Source organism: Halosegnis marinus (genome assembly GCF_029338355.1).
GTDB lineage: Archaea > Halobacteriota > Halobacteria > Halobacteriales > Haloarculaceae > Halosegnis > Halosegnis marinus.
On the sequence record NZ_CP119802.1, the window covers coordinates 2486104 to 2504357 of the forward strand.

General features: G+C 70.5%; 20 protein-coding genes and 1 tRNA gene. 9 read left to right on the forward strand and 12 right to left on the reverse strand.

From position 1 onward, the window contains the following. The first annotated feature begins 33 nt into the window (after nt 1-33). Genes glmU through P2T37_RS13840 form a run of 3 tightly spaced genes read left to right on the forward strand, consistent with a single transcriptional unit; the run spans nt 34 to nt 2368 of the window. Complete coding sequence (gene glmU / locus P2T37_RS13830; protein WP_276234546.1) at nt 34-1218, forward strand: bifunctional sugar-1-phosphate nucleotidylyltransferase/acetyltransferase; 1185 nt, start codon at nt 34-36, stop codon at nt 1216-1218. Between the two features lie 48 nt (nt 1219-1266). Beyond that, entirely contained in the window at nt 1267-2130 is an 864-nt protein-coding gene (locus tag P2T37_RS13835) for an SDR family oxidoreductase (protein WP_276234547.1), read from the forward strand. A 58-nt stretch (nt 2131-2188) separates the two neighbouring features. Beyond that, nucleotides 2189-2368, forward strand: a complete 180-nt coding sequence (locus P2T37_RS13840; RefSeq protein WP_276234548.1) for a DUF7576 family protein — start codon at nt 2189-2191, stop codon at nt 2366-2368. Here P2T37_RS13840 and P2T37_RS13845 read toward each other — a convergent pair. The 3 genes from P2T37_RS13845 to P2T37_RS13855 are packed head-to-tail and all read right to left on the reverse strand — an operon-like array spanning nt 2365 to nt 3834. Further along, entirely contained in the window at nt 2365-2742 is a 378-nt protein-coding gene (locus tag P2T37_RS13845) for a DUF5658 family protein (protein WP_276234549.1), read from the reverse strand. The genes P2T37_RS13840 and P2T37_RS13845 overlap by 4 nt on opposite strands. A 39-nt stretch (nt 2743-2781) precedes the next feature. Further along, nucleotides 2782-3006, reverse strand: coding sequence for a hypothetical protein (locus P2T37_RS13850; RefSeq protein WP_276234550.1), 225 nt, complete (start codon nt 3004-3006; stop codon nt 2782-2784). 30 nt (nt 3007-3036) lie between these two features. Continuing rightward, nucleotides 3037-3834, reverse strand: a complete 798-nt coding sequence (locus P2T37_RS13855) for a hypothetical protein (RefSeq protein WP_276234551.1) — start codon at nt 3832-3834, stop codon at nt 3037-3039. A gap of 75 nt (nt 3835-3909) precedes the next feature. On the opposite strand from P2T37_RS13855, the gene P2T37_RS13860 reads away from it, so the two are divergent. Continuing rightward, nucleotides 3910-6225: a DEAD/DEAH box helicase gene (locus P2T37_RS13860; protein ID WP_276234552.1), complete on the forward strand. Its 2316-nt coding sequence runs from the start codon at nt 3910-3912 to the stop codon at nt 6223-6225. Here P2T37_RS13860 and P2T37_RS13865 read toward each other — a convergent pair whose 3' ends face one another. Together P2T37_RS13865 and P2T37_RS13870 are read right to left on the reverse strand one after the other, a co-directional pair. Next, nucleotides 6226-6363 carry a hypothetical protein gene (locus P2T37_RS13865; protein ID WP_276234553.1) on the reverse strand — a complete coding sequence of 46 codons (138 nt, stop codon included), beginning with the start codon at nt 6361-6363 and terminating at the stop codon, nt 6226-6228. It lies immediately after the preceding gene. 48 nt (nt 6364-6411) lie between these two features. Continuing rightward, complete coding sequence (locus P2T37_RS13870; protein WP_276234554.1) at nt 6412-8004, reverse strand: long-chain-fatty-acid--CoA ligase; 1593 nt, start codon at nt 8002-8004, stop codon at nt 6412-6414. A 247-nt stretch (nt 8005-8251) separates the two neighbouring features. Between P2T37_RS13870 and P2T37_RS13875 the strand changes: the two genes are divergently transcribed. Next, on the forward strand, nt 8252-8491 hold the full coding sequence (locus P2T37_RS13875; RefSeq protein WP_276234555.1) for a hypothetical protein: 240 nt from the start codon (nt 8252-8254) through the stop codon (nt 8489-8491). 47 nt (nt 8492-8538) lie between these two features. On the opposite strand, the gene P2T37_RS13880 is transcribed toward P2T37_RS13875, so the two are convergent. The 3 genes from P2T37_RS13880 to P2T37_RS13890 form a co-directional block, all read right to left on the reverse strand. After that, nucleotides 8539-8612 (reverse strand) — tRNA-Thr (locus tag P2T37_RS13880). A gap of 11 nt (nt 8613-8623) precedes the next feature. Then, nucleotides 8624-9103 (reverse strand): GNAT family N-acetyltransferase, encoded by a 480-nt coding sequence (locus P2T37_RS13885; protein ID WP_276234556.1) that lies wholly within the window; start codon nt 9101-9103, stop codon nt 8624-8626. Then, nucleotides 9104-10288 (reverse strand): phosphoglycerate kinase, encoded by a 1185-nt coding sequence (locus P2T37_RS13890; protein ID WP_276234557.1) that lies wholly within the window; start codon nt 10286-10288, stop codon nt 9104-9106. A 162-nt stretch (nt 10289-10450) separates the two neighbouring features. Between P2T37_RS13890 and P2T37_RS13895 the strand changes: the two genes are divergently transcribed. From P2T37_RS13895 to P2T37_RS13910, 4 genes are read left to right on the forward strand one after another with little or no spacing between them, the layout of a single operon-like run. After that, complete coding sequence (locus P2T37_RS13895; RefSeq protein WP_276234558.1) at nt 10451-11575, forward strand: branched-chain amino acid ABC transporter permease; 1125 nt, start codon at nt 10451-10453, stop codon at nt 11573-11575. Then, the gene (locus P2T37_RS13900; protein WP_276234559.1) at nt 11572-12972 is read left to right on the forward strand and encodes a branched-chain amino acid ABC transporter permease; all 1401 of its coding nucleotides are present in this window, start codon (nt 11572-11574) and stop codon (nt 12970-12972) included. Before P2T37_RS13895 ends, P2T37_RS13900 begins: the two co-directional genes overlap by 4 nt. Then, nucleotides 12965-13831: an ABC transporter ATP-binding protein gene (locus P2T37_RS13905; protein WP_276234560.1), complete on the forward strand. Its 867-nt coding sequence runs from the start codon at nt 12965-12967 to the stop codon at nt 13829-13831. The genes P2T37_RS13900 and P2T37_RS13905 overlap by 8 nt, the downstream gene beginning before the upstream one ends. Beyond that, complete coding sequence (locus tag P2T37_RS13910; RefSeq protein ID WP_276234561.1) at nt 13828-14616, forward strand: ABC transporter ATP-binding protein; 789 nt, start codon at nt 13828-13830, stop codon at nt 14614-14616. The genes P2T37_RS13905 and P2T37_RS13910 overlap by 4 nt, the downstream gene beginning before the upstream one ends. Nucleotides 14617-14707: 91 nt before the next feature. On the opposite strand, the gene P2T37_RS13915 is transcribed toward P2T37_RS13910, so the two are convergent. From P2T37_RS13915 to P2T37_RS13930, 4 genes are read right to left on the reverse strand one after another with little or no spacing between them, the layout of a single operon-like run. Continuing rightward, nucleotides 14708-16015: an ABC transporter substrate-binding protein gene (locus P2T37_RS13915; RefSeq protein WP_276234562.1), complete on the reverse strand. Its 1308-nt coding sequence runs from the start codon at nt 16013-16015 to the stop codon at nt 14708-14710. A gap of 57 nt (nt 16016-16072) precedes the next feature. Further along, nucleotides 16073-16831: a GTP cyclohydrolase III gene (locus P2T37_RS13920; RefSeq protein WP_276234563.1), complete on the reverse strand. Its 759-nt coding sequence runs from the start codon at nt 16829-16831 to the stop codon at nt 16073-16075. Continuing rightward, nucleotides 16828-17553 (reverse strand): YIP1 family protein, encoded by a 726-nt coding sequence (locus P2T37_RS13925; RefSeq protein ID WP_276234564.1) that lies wholly within the window; start codon nt 17551-17553, stop codon nt 16828-16830. Before P2T37_RS13925 ends, P2T37_RS13920 begins: the two co-directional genes overlap by 4 nt. A 54-nt stretch (nt 17554-17607) precedes the next feature. Next, nucleotides 17608-18192 carry a thymidine kinase gene (locus P2T37_RS13930; protein ID WP_276234565.1) on the reverse strand — a complete coding sequence of 195 codons (585 nt, stop codon included), beginning with the start codon at nt 18190-18192 and terminating at the stop codon, nt 17608-17610. Nucleotides 18193-18254: the final 62 nt, after the last annotated feature.

The window sequence follows — 18254 nt, forward strand, 5'->3', positions numbered from 1 at the left end:
TACGCCTTTGCGGCGCCGTGTCGAGCCACGGGTATGCACGCCGTCATCCTCGCAGCGGGGGAGGGGACCCGCATGCGACCGCTCACGGAAACGGTCCCGAAGCCGATGCTGCCGGTCGCGGACCGGCCGCTCGTCGCGCACACCGCCGACGCCGCGGTCGAGGCGGGTGCGGACACGCTCGTCCTCGTGGTGGGGTACGAGGCCGACCGCGTTCGGGAGCACTTCGGGGACGAGTACCGGGGCGTCCCGGTCGAGTACGCGACGCAGGAGGAACAACTGGGAACTGCCCACGCCGCGGCCGCGGCGCGCGAGCACCTCGACGACGACTTCGTCGTGCTGAACGGCGACGACCTCTACGACCGGGCCGCCCTCGACGCACTGTTCGACGCCTGTCCCGCGGTGGGCGCCTACGAGGTCGATGACCCGCGGCCGTACGGGGTCTTCTCCATCGCCGACGGCGAGGTGACGGGTATCGTCGAGAAGCCCGAGGAGCCGCCGTCGAACCGCGTCAACGTCGGCGCGTACCACTTCCCTGCCGAGGCGGCCGACTGGCTCGACGAGGTGGAACTGTCGGAGCGGGGCGAGTACGAGATAACGGACGTGGTGGAGCGCGTCGTCGAGGCGTACGACGTGACGGCCGTCCCCGTCGAGCGGTGGCTCGGCGTCGGTCGCCCGTGGGAACTGCTCGAAGCGAACGAGTGGAAACTCGGCGAGCTGGAGCGCCGGCTCGACGGCGAGGTCCACCCCGACGCGGACCTGCGCGGCCCGGTCGTCGTGGAGGACGGCGCGAGGGTGGACGCGGGCGTCGTGGTCGAGGGGCCGGCGCTCGTCCGTGCCGGCGCGGACGTGGGACCGAACGCCTACCTGCGGGGCGCGACGCTCGTCGGGCCGGACTGTCACGTCGGCAACGGCGTCGAACTGAAGAACACGGTCGTCATGGCCGGCGCGAACGTGCCGCACCTCTCCTACGTCGGCGACAGCGTGCTCGGCGAGGGCGTCAACCTCGGCGCGGGGACGCAGGTGGCGAACCTCCGGCACGACGGCGGCGACGTGCGCGTGACGGTGAAGGGCGAACGCGTCTCGACGGGCCGCCGGAAGTTCGGCGTCGTCGCCGGCCCCGGCGCGAAGACGGCCATAAACACCTCGCTCAACGCGGGGGTCGTGCTCTCGGCGGGCGCGACGACGACGCCGGGCGAGTCCGTCGTGCGCGACCGCTGACCGGGCGCGACCGCGGGGGATTATGACGGGGAGGCCACAAGGGGAGCTATGGCACCGACGAAGCCGGACCTCACGGGGAGCACGGCCTTTATAACCGGAACCACGCGCGGCATCGGCAAGGCCATCGCGCTCGCGCTGGCCGAGCAGGGCTGTAACATCGTCTCCACGGGGAAGACGAGCGAGGCGAACGACTACGGCGAGGAGCGCGACCTCGAAGGAACCATCGAGCAGACGGCCCGCGAGTGCGAGGAACTCGGCGTCGAGGCGCTCCCCATCGAACTGGACATCCGCGACGAGGACGCGGTCGAGGCCGCCGTCGAGGAGGCCATCGACCACTTCGGCGAGGTGAACATCCTCATCAACAACGCGAGCGCTATCCAGCCGCTGCCGGTCGAGGACCTGCCCGCGAACCGCTTCGACCTCCTGACGGGCGTGAACGTCCGCGGGACGCACGTCGTCTCCCGGGCGTTCGTCGACCACCTCCGCGAGGTCGAGAACGCGTGGATACTGACGAACGCGCCCCCGGTCGCGACCGACCGCGCCCCCGGCTCCGCGGCGTACACGTGGTCGAAGCTCGGGATGAGCTTCGTCACGCTGTCGCTCGCGGGGGAACTCGCGGACGACGACGTGGGCTGTAACAGCTTCTGGCCCGTCACGGCCATCGACACGCGCGCCACCCGCTACTTCGGGATGGGCACCGAGGACGACTGGCGGACGCCCGACATCGTCTCCGACACCGTGCTCGAGATACTGTCGCGCGACCCCGCCGAGTACACCGGCAACAGCGTGTACGACGAGGACCTGCTCCGCGAGGCCGGCGTGACCGACTTCTCGGTGTACAACCTCACCGAGGGCGACCCGCGGCCGATGTCCGCCCGGATGGTGGACGACGACTACGAGCGGCCGTCGTGACGGCGTCAGTTTCGCCGCCGTGCGCACGGCTAAGTGGTCGCCGCCGAACGGTCCGACGATGGTAGACCCGACCTCCGACCTCGGTGAGGACGTGGACCCCGACGACGCCCCGCGCTGTGGCACGTGCGGAGAGCCCGTCGTGGACGCGCCGGACCACCGGGTTCTCACGTGGGTCGAGGACGACGCGGTGCGGTCGGTCCACTTCTGCGACGACGGCTGTCGCGCGCGCTGGGACTAGCCCGCCGCGCCGCCGGAGACGATGACCGCGGCGTTGTTGGCGACCACCGCCAACCCCGCGAACAACAGCAGCCCGATGAACACCTCGACCAGCATCGCGAGCGAGCGGCGGCGGTCGGGACCGGTCCGCTTCAGGAGTTCGGCGAGCGCGTAGAACAGCCCGACGAGCAGCACGAGCGCGACGAGGTTGACGGCGACGAGCGTCCCGACCCCCCGCCGGAGTGCCCACCTGACCACCGGGTTCGCCTCCGCGCCGACCCCGACCGCGCGCGCCGCGTACACCGTGGTCAGGAGGTCGGCGGCGACGAGCAGGAACAGCGCCGCGGCGACGCCCTCCCAGTAGCGGGGGACGACCCGCCCGATTCGGTCCGCCATACGCGGGGGTCGGCCCCGGCGACGAAGAGTACACGCCGCTTACAGGTCGAAGACGGCGGACAACAGGAGGACGACGACGGGGAGCGCGACGATGGCCCCCGCGCCGAGGACGAGCGCCGTCTCGGCCGGGCCGAGTTCGAGCCCCGCGACCAGCAGCGGGCGGTCCCGCGGGAGCGCCGGGACGGCGACGATGAGGCCCGCCATCGCGCCGACCAGGAGGGCCACGAGGGTGCCCAACTGGTCCCGTTCGCTCGAGGTTGCCATAGTTACACATAGTCGTTGTCGGACTAAACCCTACCGGAGCACCGTCGAGGCCAGCAGCGCGACGGCGGGGGTCACCGTGCCGGCCGCGAGGGCGACGGCGAGGACGAGTCCGGAACTGGGGTCCTCGTCGATGACGCGGGCCAGCGCCGTCACCATCGACAGCCCGAGGAGGAGGCCCATGAGCGCGAGCGGCCACGCCGCCGTCACCGAACCCGTCGGCAGGGCCGCCCCCAGGACGACGAAGGGGGCCGTCGCGGGGGTGGTCGGTACGCCGAACACGTCGATGCCGACCGTGACCGTCGCGCCGAGCAGGGCGAAGCCGAACGCGACGAGCCAGCCGACCCACCGCGTCCGGGCCAGCCCCGACGGGTCGAGGACGCCGAGCGACAGCGCGCCGACCGAGGCGAGGACGGCCGCTATGACCGGCGCGGCGGCGAACCACAGCAACCCCTCGGCCGACGGCGCGGCGGTGACGACGACCGCGACGAGGACGACGAACGCCGCGCCCGTCCCCGTCGCGGCCAGATAGCGGCCGGACCCGTACGTCACGTTGCGCACGGCGGCGAACTGCCGGACGACGACCCACACGACCGTCCCGAGGACGAAGACGAGCAGGACGCCGACGGGGAGTCTGACGACCGGGAGCAGCCAAGCCGGGTAGGCCCCGTACGCGCCGAGCGCGTGCAGGAGTCCGGCCGTCACCATCCACGGGAGGGTAGCGACGACGCTCCCGCGGGACACCGTCGGCCCTTCGAGGACGAGCAGCGCGGCGGTCACCGCCGCCGCCGCGACGACGACACCCACCGCGAGCGCCCCGGTCGTAACCATGCCCTCACACCGGCGCGAGGGGGTTTGAGCGTTTCGCGGCGACGGAGTCTTGCGTGGCGGGGCCGAATCGCTCGCGTGGACGACACCGTCGCGGCGCTGCGCGAGCGCCCGTACTACGACGGCCAGATAGCCGACGAGCGCGTCCTGCCCGGCCGCGAGGCCGCGACGCGGCCGCTCGACACCGACGACAGGCTGGCCCGGGCGCTCGCCGACCGCGGCATCGACGACCTCTACGAGCACCAGGCGCGCGCCGTCGAGGCGACGCGGGCGGGACGCGACGTCGTGCTCGCCACCCCGACCGCGTCGGGGAAGTCGCTCGCGTACACGGTGCCCGCGTTCGAGCGCGCGATGGACCACGTCGGCACGACGCTGTACGTCGGCCCGCAGGTCGCGCTCATCAACGACCAGCGCGAGACGCTCTCCGACCTCGCCGACGGACTCGGGTTCGGCTCGCGCGTCACCGTGGACGAGTACACCGGCCGGCTGTCGCGCTCGGAGAAGGAGGCCGTCCGCGAGCGCCAGCCCACCGTCCTGCTGGCGACCCCCGACATGCTCCACTACGGGATCCTCCCCCACTCGCACCGCCTGTGGAAGTGGTTCTTCGAGCGGCTGGAGACGGTCGTCGTGGACGAGGTGCACGCGTACCGGGGTATCTTCGGCAGCCACGTCTCGCTCGTCTTCCGGCGGCTGAACCGCGTCTGCGAGCGGTTCGGCGCGGACCCCGACTACGTCTGCTGTTCGGCGACCATCGGCAACCCCGTCGAACACGCGGCGACGGTGACGGGCCGCGACCCCGACTCCTTCGCCCTCGTGGACGAGGACACCTCCGCGTCGGGACCGACCCGCTGGGTGTGGTGGAACCCGCCCGAGTACGAGGACGGGCGCGGCTTCGGCGACGGTCGCCGCCGCTCCTCGCACGTCGAGGCGAAGCGGCTGTTCTGTGACCTCGTCGCGCGCGGGCACCAGACGGTCGTGTTCACCGCCTCCAGACAGACGGCCGAGCGGTACGCGACGGACTCGGCGAGCGCGCTCCGCGAGCGGGGCGACCACGACCTCGCGTCCGGCGTCGCGGCGTATCAGGCCGCCCTGCGCGACGAGACGCGCGCGGACATCGAGGCGGGACTCAAGTCGGGCGAGGTGCGCGGCGTCTGGTCGACCAACGCCCTCGAACTCGGCGTCGATATCGGCGGGCTCGACTGCGTGATACTCGACGGCTACCCCGGCACGCGGATGAACGCGTTCCAGCAGGCCGGGCGCGCGGGCCGCGGCACCGACCCCTCGCTCGTCGTCGTCGTGCCCGGCGAGGACCAACTGGACCAGTACTTCGCGCGCGCCCCCGACGACTTCTTCGACGGGGAGCCGGAGCGGGCCGTCTCGAACCCCGAGAACGAGGAACTCCTCCCCGACCACGTCCGGTCGGCCGCGCGCGAGACGTGGCTGAAGCCGGACGACGACCGCCACTTCGGCGGGACGTTTCCCGACCTCGTCACCCACATGGAGTCGCAGGGGCTCCTCGAGCGCCGGTCAACGCCCGAGGGCACCCGCTGGACGGACGGCGGCGACGGCTCCCCGCAACACGAGATGAGCCTGCGGACGGTGTCCGACCGCGAGATCGAGCTCACCGACCGCCGGAACGGCGACGTCATCGCGTCGCTCCCGTTCGACGACGGCCTGCGCGACGCGCACCCCGGCGCGATATACCACCACCAGGGACAGACGTACGAGGTAGTCGAACTGGACCTCGACCACGGCGTCGCGGCGCTGGAGCCGACCTGGGCCGACTACTACACCCGGACGCTCCACGAGAAGGAGATAACCGTCGAGCGGGACCTCCGCGAGACGACGCTGGCCGCGCGCGAGGACGTGTCCGTCCGCTTCGCGGAGGTGACGATGCGGAAGCGAATCACGGGGTTCGAGCGCCGCGATTCGAGTTCGGGCGAGACGCTCTCGGAGGAGTCGCTCGACCTCCCCGAGACGACCCTCCGGACGAAGGCGCTCTACTTCACCGTGCCCGACGACCTCGACCGGACGCTCCGCGAGGGCGGGGACCTGCCGGGCGGTATCCACGCCGCGGAGCACGCGATGATATCGATGTACCCGGCGGACCTGCTCTGTGACCGCGGGGACATCGGGGGGCTCTCGACGCCGCTGCATCCCCACACGGGGAAGGCCACGATATTCGTCTACGACGGCTACCCGGGGGGCGTCGGCCTGATGCGCGAGGGGTTCGGGTCGGTGGACGCCCACATGCGCCGGACGCGCTCGATGCTCCGGGCCTGCGACTGCGAGGAGGGCTGTCCGGCCTGCGTCCAGTCGCCCCACTGCGGGAACGCGAACGCGCCGCTCGACAAGCGGCTCGCCGCGACGCTGCTGGAGGGACTGACCGAGTAACTAGTGGCCCGCGCCGCCGTGGCCGTCGTCCTTCGAGTCGGACAGGACCTCGCCGACGTAGTGGGCCGTCGCCAGCCAGAACAGCACCAGGACGACGACGACCAGCGCGATGAGGGCGAAGACGAGTGTTGCGCTCATATCCGTTGGTCGTCCACAGTGGGACAAGTAACTGTCTATCGCGTGCCGTCAGATGCGCCGCTCCTCCCCCTCCCAGTACTCCTCACGTATCTCGTACTTCTGGACCTTTCCGGTCGCGGTCTCGGGCAGGTCCTCGGAGAACTCGATACGCCGCGGTATCTTGTAGGCGGCCATGCGCTCGCGCGCGAACGCCTCGATCTCCTCGGCGGTGAGGTCCGCGCCCTCCTTCTCGACGACGATGGCGGTCACCATCTCCCCGAGGTCGTCGTCGGGCGTGCCGACGACGGCGGCCTTCAACACGTCCGGGTGGTCGTACAGTGTGTCCTCCACCTCGATGGAGGAGACGTTCTCCCCGCCCGTGATGATGATGTCCTTCCGGCGGTCCTTGATCTGTATCATGCCGTCCCCGTCGACGGTCGCCACGTCGCCGGTGTGGAACCACCCCTCGATGCGGTCGTTGAACGCCTCGTGGGTCGCGTCGGGCTTGTTCAGGTAGCGGTCCATCACCTGATTGCCCCGAACGACCACCTCGCCCATCGTCTCGTCGTCCCTGGGCACCTGTTCGCCGTGTTCGTCCACGACGCGGATGCGCGTGGCGAGCGTCGGCGACCCCTGTTTGACCTTCACGTCGGCCGCCCGCTCGGCCTGCGCGATACGCCGCCGGGAGTTCGACGTGGTGACGAGCGGGGCCGTCTCGGTGAGGCCGTACAGCTGGATGAGCCGCCAGCCGAACGACTCCTCGACCTGCTCGATGGTGGCCTTCGGCGGCGGCGACCCCGCGGTCGCCAGCCGGACCTCCCGCGAGCCGGTCGTCTCGGGCGACGCCTTCTCGTAGTACTCGATGAGCCTGTTGAGGACCGTCGGCGCGCCACAGAGGTACGACACGTCGTACTCGCGGATGGTGTCGAAGGTGTCCTCGGCGTCGAACGCGCGCTGACACACGTGGGTCGCGCCGAGCCCCGTGACGGCGTAGGTGTGGCCCCACCCGTTACAGTGGAACATCGGGAGCGTCCACAGGTAGGTGTCGTCGTCCGTCATCTCCATGTGACTCGCGAGGATGAGCGCGTGGAAGTGTTCGGTCCGGTGGGTGCGGACGACGCCCTTCGGGTCGCCCGTCGTCCCCGAGGTGTAGTTGATGGTCGCGTCGTCGTCCTCCGCGATGTCGGGCCGCTCCGGGGCCTCGCTCGCGCCCGACTGCAGGACGTCCTCGTACTCCTCCCACTCGCCGTCCATCCGGTCGGTTCCGTAGCCGACGAACCGCTCGGCCGGCACGTCGTCGCGTATCGGCTGTATCTCGTCGGCGTACGCGTGGTCCGCGATGACGACCTCCGCCGCGGAGTCGTTCAGGATGTACTCGTACTCCCGCGAGACGAGCCGGTAGTTTATCGGGACGAACACCATCCCGAGTTGCTGGACCGCGAACTGCGTCTCCAGGAAGTAGTGCGTGTTGCCGGCCACGAGCGCGACCCGGTCCCCCTGTTCGAGCCCCATGTCGAGCAGGGCGTTCGAGAGCTTGTTCACCCGCTCGCCGAACTCGGCGTAGGTGTACTCCGTCCCGTCGTCGGCCACGACCGCCGTGGCGTCGTCGTACAGGTCGACGCCGCGGTCGAGGAAATCCGTCGTCAACATTGGTACGTTCATGGCTAACTACTCACGTCGCCACTTGCCCGGTTCCCGTAAAAACGTACACCCTAGTCTCGCAAACCCGCGGTCGGCAGAAAGGCCGGACAAGGGGACGAGTACGAGTGGTGGACTATGGTACCCCCACCCCTTGTCCGCACGGCGATGCAAAGGGGCGATACATAGTCCTTTTCAATAGGTCAATATCCGTGACCGACTCTAGCCGGGTAGAGCGGGTATTGAATAGGCAGTTTGAGAATCGATACGTATGGAAGGCGAGGCCGCGCCGGAGCTCGACGCCGTCGAGCGCGCGGTGCTGTGGACGCTCGCCAACAACCCCGTCGGGCTCTCGGTCCACTCGCTCGCCGCCGCGACCCCCACGGACGGACCGGTGGCACCGACGGTTCGGGCGCTCGCCGAGAGCGGGCTTCTCCGGTGCGTCGATGCCGGGCACCGTCGGTACCGCGTCACGCCGGCCGGCTACGAGCGAGTGGCGCCGGCTGAGTAGCGTGGCGACGGAGCGGTCGCTTCTCCGGTCGCGCGTCGCACGACAAGAGCCGTGGGTGGGATTCGAACCCACGAAATCCCGATTACAAATCGAGTGCATGCACCGCCCATGCTCCCACGGCGCGTCCGCTCCTTACCCCCCCTCGTTTGTATCCGTTTCGCGTTCGACCGGGCGCTCCATCTCGATTCGGTGGGCGTCGTAGCCGCGCTCGGCGTAGAACGACCGGGCCGCGTCGTTGTCGGCGAGCACCTCCAGCGCGACGGCGTCGGCCCCGCCCTCGGCGAGGGCGGTCTCCGCGGCCCGGAGCAGTTCGGTCCCGATGCCCTCCCCGCGGCGCGCGGGGACGACGTAGAGGTTCTCGACCACGCCGCGCTCGCGGTCCTGTCCGTACGCCTGCGACTCGGGGTAGAAGGTGACGAAGCCGACGGGGTCGGGGTCGCGGGCGACGAGACAGCCGCCGGCCACGATGCGCCGGGACAGCGCGTCGCGGATGGCCTCGCGGTTGCCCTCCGCGAGGAGGTGCGAGCCGAACGCCCGCTGGCCGGCGGCGAGGTCCACCCAGAGGTCGACGAGGTCGTCCAGCGACGAGACGGTCGGGCGTTCGAGCTCCATTCAGTCGTCGAGGACGGTCACCGCGGGGAGGTCGCCGTCCGTGAGCATCCGCAGGGCCGCGCCGCCGCCCGTCGAGACGTGCGAGAACCCCTCGATGCCGAGGCGGCGGAGCGCGGCGGCGGTGTCGCCCCCGCCGACGATGCTGTACTCCGCGCGCGCCGCCGACTCGTACAGCTCTCGCGTGCCGTACGCGAACAGTTCGTCCTCGAAGACGCCCGCCGGGCCGTTGAGGACGGCGGTGCCGGCGTCCTCCAGCACGTCGGCGTAGGCGGCGACGGTGCGCGAGCCGACGTCCATCGCCGGCTCGGGCGACGGGAGGTCGGCGAGGTCGAGTTCGACGCGCTCCCCGTCGCGCCCGACCGCCACGTCGCGGGGGAGGTAGATGCGGTGGCCGTACTCGTCGAGGAGGTCGCCGGCGCGCTTGACGGCCTCGGCGGAGCGGTCGTTCACCACCTCGGCGGAGGCAGCACCCAGTCGCACGCCGTCGGCGAGCAGGAACGCGTTGCCGACGATGCCCGCGGTGAGGACGGCGTCCGCGAGCCCGCGTTCGAGCACGGACCGGGCCACGTCCACGGAGTCGGTCACCTTCGCGCCGCCGAGGACGTAGACGCGGGGCTCGGGCGACTCGTCGATGTTGCCGAGCACGTCGAGTTCCCGCTCCATGACGCGGCCCGCGTAGCTCGGCAGGCGTCCGGGGAAGCCGACGAGCGACGGCTGTGAGCGGTGGGCCGCGGCGAACGCGTCGTTGACGAACGCGTCGAGGGCGGGCGCGAGCTTCGCGACGAGGTGCGTGTCGGCCGCCTCCTCGGCGTCCCACTCCATGTACTCCTCGCTGTAGAAGCGGGTGTTCTCCAACACGAGGACACTCCCCGCGTCGAGCGCATCGACGCGGTCGCGCGCGTCCGACGAGAACGTCGCGTCGCAGTAGCCGACGGACGCGTCGAGCAGCTCGTCCAGCCGGGCGGCGTGGGCGGCGAGCGTCGAGAACTCGTCGCCGCCGGGCCGGCCCTGGTGGGCGAGCAGAACGACCCGGGCGTTCCTGTCGGCGAGCTCCGAGAGGGTGTCCACGTGGGCCCGCAGCCGCGCGTCGTCCGCGAGGCCGTCCGCCGCGAGCGGGCTGTTGATGTCCACTCGGACCCCGACCGCGGCCCCCTCCGCGTCCAGGTCGTCGAGCGTCCGTATCATACCGGCGAGTCCGACGGCCCGAGCAAATGCCTTTCCGTTTTCGCGGGGCGAGCGCGTCGTGTCATTCGGCGACGACGAACGGCCCACAGAGCGGCCAGCGTGGCGGTCTTAGCGAAGGCTTATTTATGGGTCAGGTTCGACCTACCGGCGTGACTTACACACATGGGCGTTACTGACACTCTCAGTCGGGGGCGCGAGCGTGTCGGCGTGCCGGTCGGCACCCTGCTCGTCGGCCTGTTCGCTGCCGTGCTCGCGGTCGACCTCGTCCTGAAGCTCCTGGGCGTCGACGCAGGGATGCTCGGGGGCACGCTCGGGTTCGAGCGCTTCCTCTCGAATATCTGGACGGGGCTCGTCATCGGAATGGTGCTCGGCCTCGGGGGTATCGGCCTGTCGATGACGTACAGCATTCTGAACTTCGCGAACTTCGCGCACGGGGACCTCCTCTCCGTCGGCGGGTTCACCGGCTGGGGAGTCGCCTACGTCGTCGCCGGACTCGGCGCCGTCCCGGTCGGCGAACTCATCCTCGTCCGCGCCGCGGGCGACGCGACGCCCGGGCAGATCGGCGCACACGTGCTGACGACGCCCGGGGCGCTGTTCGCCGGCCTGCTCGTCGCCGCGCTCGCGACCGGCCTGCTCTCCGTCGGGCTCGACCGCGTCGTGTACAAGCCGATGCGCGACCGCAGCGGTATCGCGCTGCTCATCGCCTCCGTCGGCGTCGCGCTCGCGCTGCGCTACCTCGTCGTCTTCTTCTACGGGAGCCGCAACCGCGGCGTCACCGCGAGCGTCGAAGGCTCCTCCGTGGACCTCTTCGGCCTGCTCACCGTCTCGGCCCACCAGCTCGCCGCCGTCCTCGCGGCGGCCGTGCTGATGGCCGCGATGCACTTCCTGCTCCAGCGCACGAAGCTCGGCACCGCGATGCGCGCGATGGCCGACAACAAGGACCTCGCGCTCGTCACCGGCATCCCGACCGAGCGCATCGTCACCGCCACGTGGTTCATCGGCGGCGGGATGGCCGGGGCCGCCGGCTACCTCACCGTGATGTACCAGGGCGCCATCGCCTTCGACTTCGGCTGGCAGCTGCTCCTCCTGATATTCGCCGCGGTCATCCTCGGGGGCATCGGCTCCATCTACGGCGCCATCTCCGGCGGGCTCATCATCGGGCTCGTGTTCGCGCTCTCGACGGTGTGGATACCCGCCGACTTCAACGAGGCGGCGGCCTTCGCCGTGATGATACTCGCGCTGCTGTTCCGCCCGCAGGGGCTGTTCTCGGGGGTGACGACCGCATGACCGAGAGCGCCTCGGCGACCGACCGCGTCAGACAGGTCGTCGCCGACCACGACGCCGTGAAGGTCGCCCTGCTGCTGTTGGGGACCTACGTGCTGTTCACGATACTCGTCTGGAACCAGAACCCCGACGCGCGGCTCAACGCCATCGCCAACACGCTCCGGCTGGTGACGTTCTTCGCCGCCGTCTACGCGCTGCTCGTGCTCGCGTTGAACCTCCACTGGGGGTACACCGGGCTGTTCAACATCGGCGTGGCCGGCTTCATGGCCGTCGGCGCGTACACCTACGCCATCGCCACCCGGCCCGTGGACCCGGCCATCTCGACCCAGCCCGCGGGGCTCGGCCTCCCGATCCCCGTCGGCGTCGTGCTCGGGATGGCCGTCGCCTCGGTGTTGGGACTGCTGGCCGCGTTGCCGGCCTTGCGGCTCAGGGCCGACTACTTCGCCATCGTGACGCTCGGCCTCTCCGAAATCGTGCGGCTCTCGCTCCAGTCGAGCGCGCTCGACGGCTTCCTCCGCGAGACGTTCGGCATCGGGACCGGCGGCGGCGCGGGCATCCGCGTGGACCCCGGTATCGACGAGCCGCTCCGCGCGCTGTTCTATGCCGGCGGGAGCCGCGCCGACGGCGTGACGCCGCTCGGCGAGGCGGTATTCGGCATCACCGACGACCTCGCCCTGCTCGGCGTCGGCGGCGGTATCCGCCAGTCGGTCGTCATCAACTGGGCGTACGTCCTCTTCCTCGCCGTCTTCGTGCTCGCCTTCTACTGGGTGCTGTCGCGCATCGGCAAGTCGCCGTTCGGCCGCGTGCTGAAGGCCATCCGCGAGGACGAACTCGTCGCCAACGCGCTCGGCAAGAACGTGAACCTCGTGAAGATCAAGGTGTTCATGATCGGCTGTGCGCTGATGGGGCTCGGCGGCATCCTCTGGCAGGGGAGCCAGGGGTCGTTCTCGCCGACGCCGCAGTTCCTGCCGGTCATCACCTTCTACATCTTCGTGGCGATGATGATCGGCGGCTCCGGCTCGAACACCGGCAGCGTGCTCGGGGCCATCGTCTTCGCCGGGCTGCTGTTCGAGGCGCCGCGACGGTTCGGCGCGTTTGTCCGTCAGCAGTTCTCGGCCGACGCCAACCCCGCCACGGTCATCGACGCGGTCGGCGGGCTCCTGTCGGGCAACGTGGACACCTTCGTCGTGTACATCACGGAGACGCGCATCGCCGCGCTCCAGTTCGTCCTGCTCGGCGTGGTCCTCGTACTCCTGATGCAGCGCCGTCCGGAGGGACTGTTGGGGCACCGTATCGAAGAGGCCGCCGCGGTGGACCTCTCCGTGCGCCCGGAGCGGACGGGCGGGACGGGCGGGAGCGGCGGCGCGGCCGCCGCCGACGGGGGTGAGACCGATGAGTGACGTCGCCCCCGAGGGGACCGACCCCGACGAACTCCCCGAGACGGACGACTCCGAGACGGAGAAGGCGGCCCAGCAGACCCCGCCGGGGCTCCCGCTCCGGGTGGAGGACGTGGAGAAGCGCTTCGGCGGCGTGACGGCGCTCGACGGCGCGACGTTCTCCGTCGAGGAGGGCTCCATCACGGGGCTCATCGGGCCGAACGGCGCCGGCAAGTCCACGATGTTCGACTGCATCACGGGCGTCCACACGCCCGACGCCGGCTCCATCCGGTTCCACGGCGAGGAGCTCATCGGCAAGGAGCCGTATCAGATCGCACAGGACGGGCTCGTCCGCACCTTCCAGATCGCACGGGAGCTGGAGGAGATGACCGTCCTGGAGAACCTGATGCTCGCCCCGAAGGGGCAGATCGGCGAGTCGGCGTGGCGCTCGGTCGCGCCCGTCGCCCGCCGCGGCGTCGTGAAGCAGGAGGAACAGATACGCGAGGACGTCTGGGAGACGCTGGAGTTCTTCGAAATAGACCACCTCGCGGGCGAGTACGCGGGCAACCTCTCCGGCGGCCAGCGGAAGCTGCTGGAGATGGCGCGCGCGCTGATGACGGACCCGGAGATGGTGCTGCTCGACGAGCCGCTGGCGGGGGTCAACCCCACGCTGGAGGAGAAGCTCCTCGACCGGGTCCACGACCTGCGCGAACAGGGGTACACGTTCCTGTTCGTCGAACACGACATGGAGGTAATCATGGAGAACTGCGAACACATCATCGTCATGCACCAGGGGAAGGTGCTCGCCGAGGGCGACGCCGACGAGATAAGCGAGAACGAACAGGTCATCGAGGCGTACCTCGGGGAGGACCTCGGCGAATGAGCGCCGAGAGCGACCCCGAGCCGGCGGACGACCCGACGGACGAGCCGACCGGCGCGGGCACGACCCACACCACGGAAGGGGAGAGCCTCCTCTCCGTGCGCGACCTCGACGCCGGCTACGGCGACCTCCAGATCCTGGAGGGTATCGACCTCGACGTGGACGGCGGCGAGTACGTCACCGTCGTCGGGCCGAACGGGGCCGGCAAGTCCACCGTCATGAAGTCCGTGTTCGGGCTGACGACGTACATGGGCGGCACCATCGACTTCGACGGCGAGGAGATACAGACGCTCCCGCCCGAGCGCATCATCCGGCAGGGCATCGGCTACGTCCCGCAGACGGACAACGTGTTCGCGGGGCTGTCCGTGCGCGAGAACCTGGAGATGGGCGCGTACGTGCTCGACAGCGTCCCCGAGGAGCGCATCGAGGACGTGTACGACCGCTTCCCCATCCTCCGCGAGCGCGAGACGCAGAAGGCCGGCACGCTCTCGGGCGGCCAGCGGCAGATGGTCGCGATGGGCCGCGCGCTGATGCTCGACCCCGACCTCCTCCTGCTGGACGAGCCGTCCGCGGGGCTGGCCCCGGACCTCGTCGAGGAGATGTTCGACCGCATCGACCGCATCAACGAGGCCGGGACGGCCGTGTTGATGGTCGAGCAGAACGCGAAGGAGGCGCTGCGCCGCTGTGACCGCGGCTACGTCCTCGTGGACGGCAAGAACCGCTACACGGACGCCGGCGACCGCCTGCTCGCGGACGAGCAGGTCCGCCGCGACTTCCTCGGCGGGTAACCCCCGTCGGTTCTCCCGTTCTCCCCGACGGCGAGCGACGGCGCCGCTGCTCCCGGGTCGGCGCGCGAAAGAAAACCGAAGGGCGGCCGCCTCAGCCGCTGAACTCTATCTGGTCGACCGGCTCGAAGTCGCGGTCCTGCACTTCGAGGATGTCGTAGGTCGCCGCCTGCAGGTCGCCGTTGTCGTCGAACGACACGGCACCCGAGGCGCCCTGGTAGTTGACGGACTCGCCGTTCATGGCCATCACGGCGCCCTCGGCGAGGTTACCCGGCGTGACCTCCGTCCCGTCGGGGTTCGCCACGGCGCGGATGTTGTCGCGCACCGCGGTGCCGTCGTTCTCGCCCGCGGCCGCGGCCGCGAGGACGAGCACCGCCATGGCGTCGTACGCCTGTGCGGAGAACGGGCCGGGCTGGGTGTCGTACTGCTCCTGGAAGGAGTTGTTGAAGAACTCCGCGCCCGGGCCGGCCGTCGCGGGGGCCGTCCCCGTGACGTTGGCCATGTCGTTGTCGACCTCGTCCGGTAGGTCGTCGTCGATGAGCCCGTCGGGGACGAGGATGTCCGCGTCGTTGTCGCTCGCGTACTCGCCGTAGTAGTCGCGGAAGATCTGGATGCCCGATTCGGGGAAGCCGACGACCATCACGACGTCCGGGTTGTCGTTGAGCGCCTCGGCCCACTGCGACGAGTAGGAGGCCTGTCCGGGCTCGAACGACACCTCGTTGATGACCTGGCCGTCGAGTTCCTCGAAGGCGGCGACGTACGAGTCCTTCAGCGCCTGGCCGTACGCGTCGTTGAGGAACAGCGCCGACGACGTGGAGCCGCCGAGGCGGTTCGCCGCGACCTCGGCCATCACCGGCCCCTGGAGCAGGTCCGAGGGGCAGGTGCGGAAGATGAAGTCGTTGTCGTCGAGGTTCGTGACCGCGGGCGCGGTCGAGGACGGCGACATCCCGACGACCGCGTTGGGGATGTACACCTCCTGTGCGACCGCGAGGTTCACGTTCGAGGACGCCGGGCCGACGACGGCCGGGTAGCCCCCGTTGACGAGCGCCTCCGCCCCGGAGATACCCGCCTGCGGGTCGGTCTGGGTGTCCTCCACCTGGTTGTCGACGGTTACCTCGACGCCGGCGTCGTTGATCTGCGTCCCCGCGAGCAGCGCGCCGTCGCGGATGAGAACGCCGAGCGAGCCGAGGTCGCCCGTCTCGGGCATCAGCACGCCGACGCGCGCCTCGAAGCCCTCCATGCCGCCGTCGCTGTCGGTGGCCGTCGCGCCGCCGTTTCCGTTACCGCCGTCGGTGTCCGTCTCCGTCGCGTCGCCGCCGCTCGAACAGCCGGCGAGGCCGACGGTGATTCCCGCCGCGCCGAGTGCCTTCATGACCTGTCTGCGGTCGAGTTCTTGTTCCATGTTCACGTATGTTAGACAGTCCAGACGTTATAAACCTACCCGCCGGGGCGAGGGTTGTCAGCGGAACTCGACGTCCGTGTTGTCGTGTCGACAGGTCTCGAGCGCGTGCTTCGCGTCCATCCCCGCGCCCTGGGCGTTGCGCGAGCGACCGACGCCGACCTTCAGTTCGACCGAGACCTCGTCGCGGACGTGGTCGATGGCGTCGCGGTAGTCGGCCTCGTCCATCGCGGGGCAGACCGCGATGACGTTGTCGCCGCCGACGAAGAAGGAGAGCGCGTCGTGGGCCTCGCGCATGTAGCGCATCAGGCTCGCGTACCCCTGCTCGATGCGGATGAACGAGTCGAACTCGTTCAGCTGGTCCGTGTACTTCCCCGTGGCGTCGTTCACGTCGAAGTGGGCGATCTGCACGTCGTCATCGGCCCGGTCCTCCTCGGCCAGCGGCGCGCCGCTGAGTATCTCCGTCCGGGCGGCGTCCTGTGCCGAGCCGGCGTCCTGGAGGTGGGTCGTCGCCCTGCCGAGCGCCGCGGCCGGGGAGGCGTCGGCCTCGACGCCGAGCGAGACCGTGACCGGGTAGCGGTTGCCGACGGACTCCTGTATCAGCGCGTGGGCGTCGGCGTCCAGCCCGTTCGTCACGGCGATCATGTTGTCGAAACGGGTGAAGAAGACGTACCCCTCTCGGTTGCCGAACAGCTGTGAGAGGTCGGCGTAGAGGCGCGACTGGAGGGTCTGGAGGTCGACCTCGCGGCGCGGCTCCGGGGTGACGGTCCACGGCCCGTAGTTGTCTATCTGGATGAGGGTGACCTGCGTGTTCGTCACGGTCGCGGTTCGCGGCCGCCGACTAACTGCGTTTCCATGTCGCCCGACGCCGCGGTGCCCGCGCCCGTCGGGGGCGTCGTGTCCGCGACCTCGATGCCGGTCAGCGTCTCGAAGGCGAACACGCCGCCGAACAGGTAGCCGAAGACGATGACCGCGGGCAGGGCGACGGCGACGCCCGCGCGAACGAGCGACGTGTCGTGGACCGTCGCCATCCCGTACCACAACAGCCCGGCGCCCCACAGCGCGAGGCCGAGCCGCCACGCCGCGACGACCTCGGGGAGCAGGGCCACGTCGGCGAGCGCGGGCGGGACGCCGACGCCGGCGAGCGCCATCGGCGCGGTGGCGTAGCCGATGACCTGGACCGTCTCGGAGACGCCCGCGCGGTCGCGCACGACGGCGATGAGGATGACGACCTCCAGCGCGGCCACGAGGTGGAGCGCGACGGGGGCGATTATCAGCGCCGCGACGAGCAGGCCGACCCCGACCGAGGCCGCCTCGTTGGCGAAGAAGGCCGGCCGCGCGCTCGGGAGGAACGCGAACCGCGTCGCCACGTACACGAGCGCGACGCTCACGGCGAAGGTGAGTCCGGGGGCCTGGTCGCCCGGCGCGACGCCGTTCGCGAAGAAGCGGCGCGGCCGGCGGAGTATCTCTATCCACGCCCGCGCCAGTCCCCGCGGGCCGCGCTCGCGTCCCCCGGTCGGGTTCTCGACCCACGTGGTCACGGCGTCGGGTAGGCCCGGCGCGGACTAATCGGTTGCGAACGCCGGGGCGGTGGGTCAGTCCCGGCGGACGACGTGACAGCTCCGACAGCGGGCCTCATAGGACTCCTCCGCGCCGACCATGACGGTCGGGTCGTCGTAGTGGGCGGGTTCCCCCTCGATGAGCCGCTGGTTCCGGGAGGCGGGTTCGCCGCACTGGGTGCAGATGGCCTGGTACTTGTCGACGTACTCGGCGACGGCCATCAGGTCCGGGAGCGGGTGGAACGGCTCGCCGCGGAACGTCTGGTCCGTGCCGGAGACGATGACTCGCCGGCCGTCGGCCGCAAGCGCCTCGCACGCGTCGACGAGCGCCCCCGAGAAGAAGTTCGCCTCGTCGATGGCGACCACGTCCTCCCCGTTGAGGGCGTCGTGCATCGCCGGCTCGGGCTCCTCCTGGTCCACGACCGTCGCCTCTATCTGCTGGCCGGCGTGGCTCCCGATGGTCGCGGAGCCGAAGCGGTCGTCGAGCGCGGGACTGAACGCGGCGACGGACTGCCCGGCGATCTCCGCCCGCCGGACCCGGCGGAGCAGCTCCTCGGTCTTGCCGGAGAACATCGAGCCGGTCACGACCTCCACCCACCCGCTGTTCGTGATGGCGTGCACGGTGGTGGGGGTACCGTCCGGGGCAAAACGGTTGCGTTCGCGGGCGGCCCGTGGGGTTTTGT

What these genes read in the sequence shown, in the direction of transcription:
- glmU (WP_276234546.1), top strand. Translation starts at nt 34, where the DNA reads ATGCACGCCGTCATCCTCGCAGCGGGGGAGGGGACCCGCATGCGACCG.
- P2T37_RS13835 (WP_276234547.1), top strand. Translation starts at nt 1,267, where the DNA reads ATGGCACCGACGAAGCCGGACCTCACGGGGAGCACGGCCTTTATAACC.
- P2T37_RS13840 (WP_276234548.1), top strand. Translation starts at nt 2,189, where the DNA reads ATGGTAGACCCGACCTCCGACCTCGGTGAGGACGTGGACCCCGACGAC.
- P2T37_RS13845 (WP_276234549.1), bottom strand. Translation starts at nt 2,742, where the DNA reads ATGGCGGACCGAATCGGGCGGGTCGTCCCCCGCTACTGGGAGGGCGTC.
- P2T37_RS13850 (WP_276234550.1), bottom strand. Translation starts at nt 3,006, where the DNA reads ATGGCAACCTCGAGCGAACGGGACCAGTTGGGCACCCTCGTGGCCCTC.
- P2T37_RS13855 (WP_276234551.1), bottom strand. Translation starts at nt 3,834, where the DNA reads ATGGTTACGACCGGGGCGCTCGCGGTGGGTGTCGTCGTCGCGGCGGCG.
- P2T37_RS13865 (WP_276234553.1), bottom strand. Translation starts at nt 6,363, where the DNA reads ATGAGCGCAACACTCGTCTTCGCCCTCATCGCGCTGGTCGTCGTCGTC.
- P2T37_RS13870 (WP_276234554.1), bottom strand. Translation starts at nt 8,004, where the DNA reads ATGAACGTACCAATGTTGACGACGGATTTCCTCGACCGCGGCGTCGAC.
- P2T37_RS13875 (WP_276234555.1), top strand. Translation starts at nt 8,252, where the DNA reads ATGGAAGGCGAGGCCGCGCCGGAGCTCGACGCCGTCGAGCGCGCGGTG.
- P2T37_RS13885 (WP_276234556.1), bottom strand. Translation starts at nt 9,103, where the DNA reads ATGGAGCTCGAACGCCCGACCGTCTCGTCGCTGGACGACCTCGTCGAC.
- P2T37_RS13890 (WP_276234557.1), bottom strand. Translation starts at nt 10,288, where the DNA reads ATGATACGGACGCTCGACGACCTGGACGCGGAGGGGGCCGCGGTCGGG.
- P2T37_RS13895 (WP_276234558.1), top strand. Translation starts at nt 10,451, where the DNA reads ATGGGCGTTACTGACACTCTCAGTCGGGGGCGCGAGCGTGTCGGCGTG.
- P2T37_RS13900 (WP_276234559.1), top strand. Translation starts at nt 11,572, where the DNA reads ATGACCGAGAGCGCCTCGGCGACCGACCGCGTCAGACAGGTCGTCGCC.
- P2T37_RS13905 (WP_276234560.1), top strand. Translation starts at nt 12,965, where the DNA reads ATGAGTGACGTCGCCCCCGAGGGGACCGACCCCGACGAACTCCCCGAG.
- P2T37_RS13910 (WP_276234561.1), top strand. Translation starts at nt 13,828, where the DNA reads ATGAGCGCCGAGAGCGACCCCGAGCCGGCGGACGACCCGACGGACGAG.
- P2T37_RS13915 (WP_276234562.1), bottom strand. Translation starts at nt 16,015, where the DNA reads ATGGAACAAGAACTCGACCGCAGACAGGTCATGAAGGCACTCGGCGCG.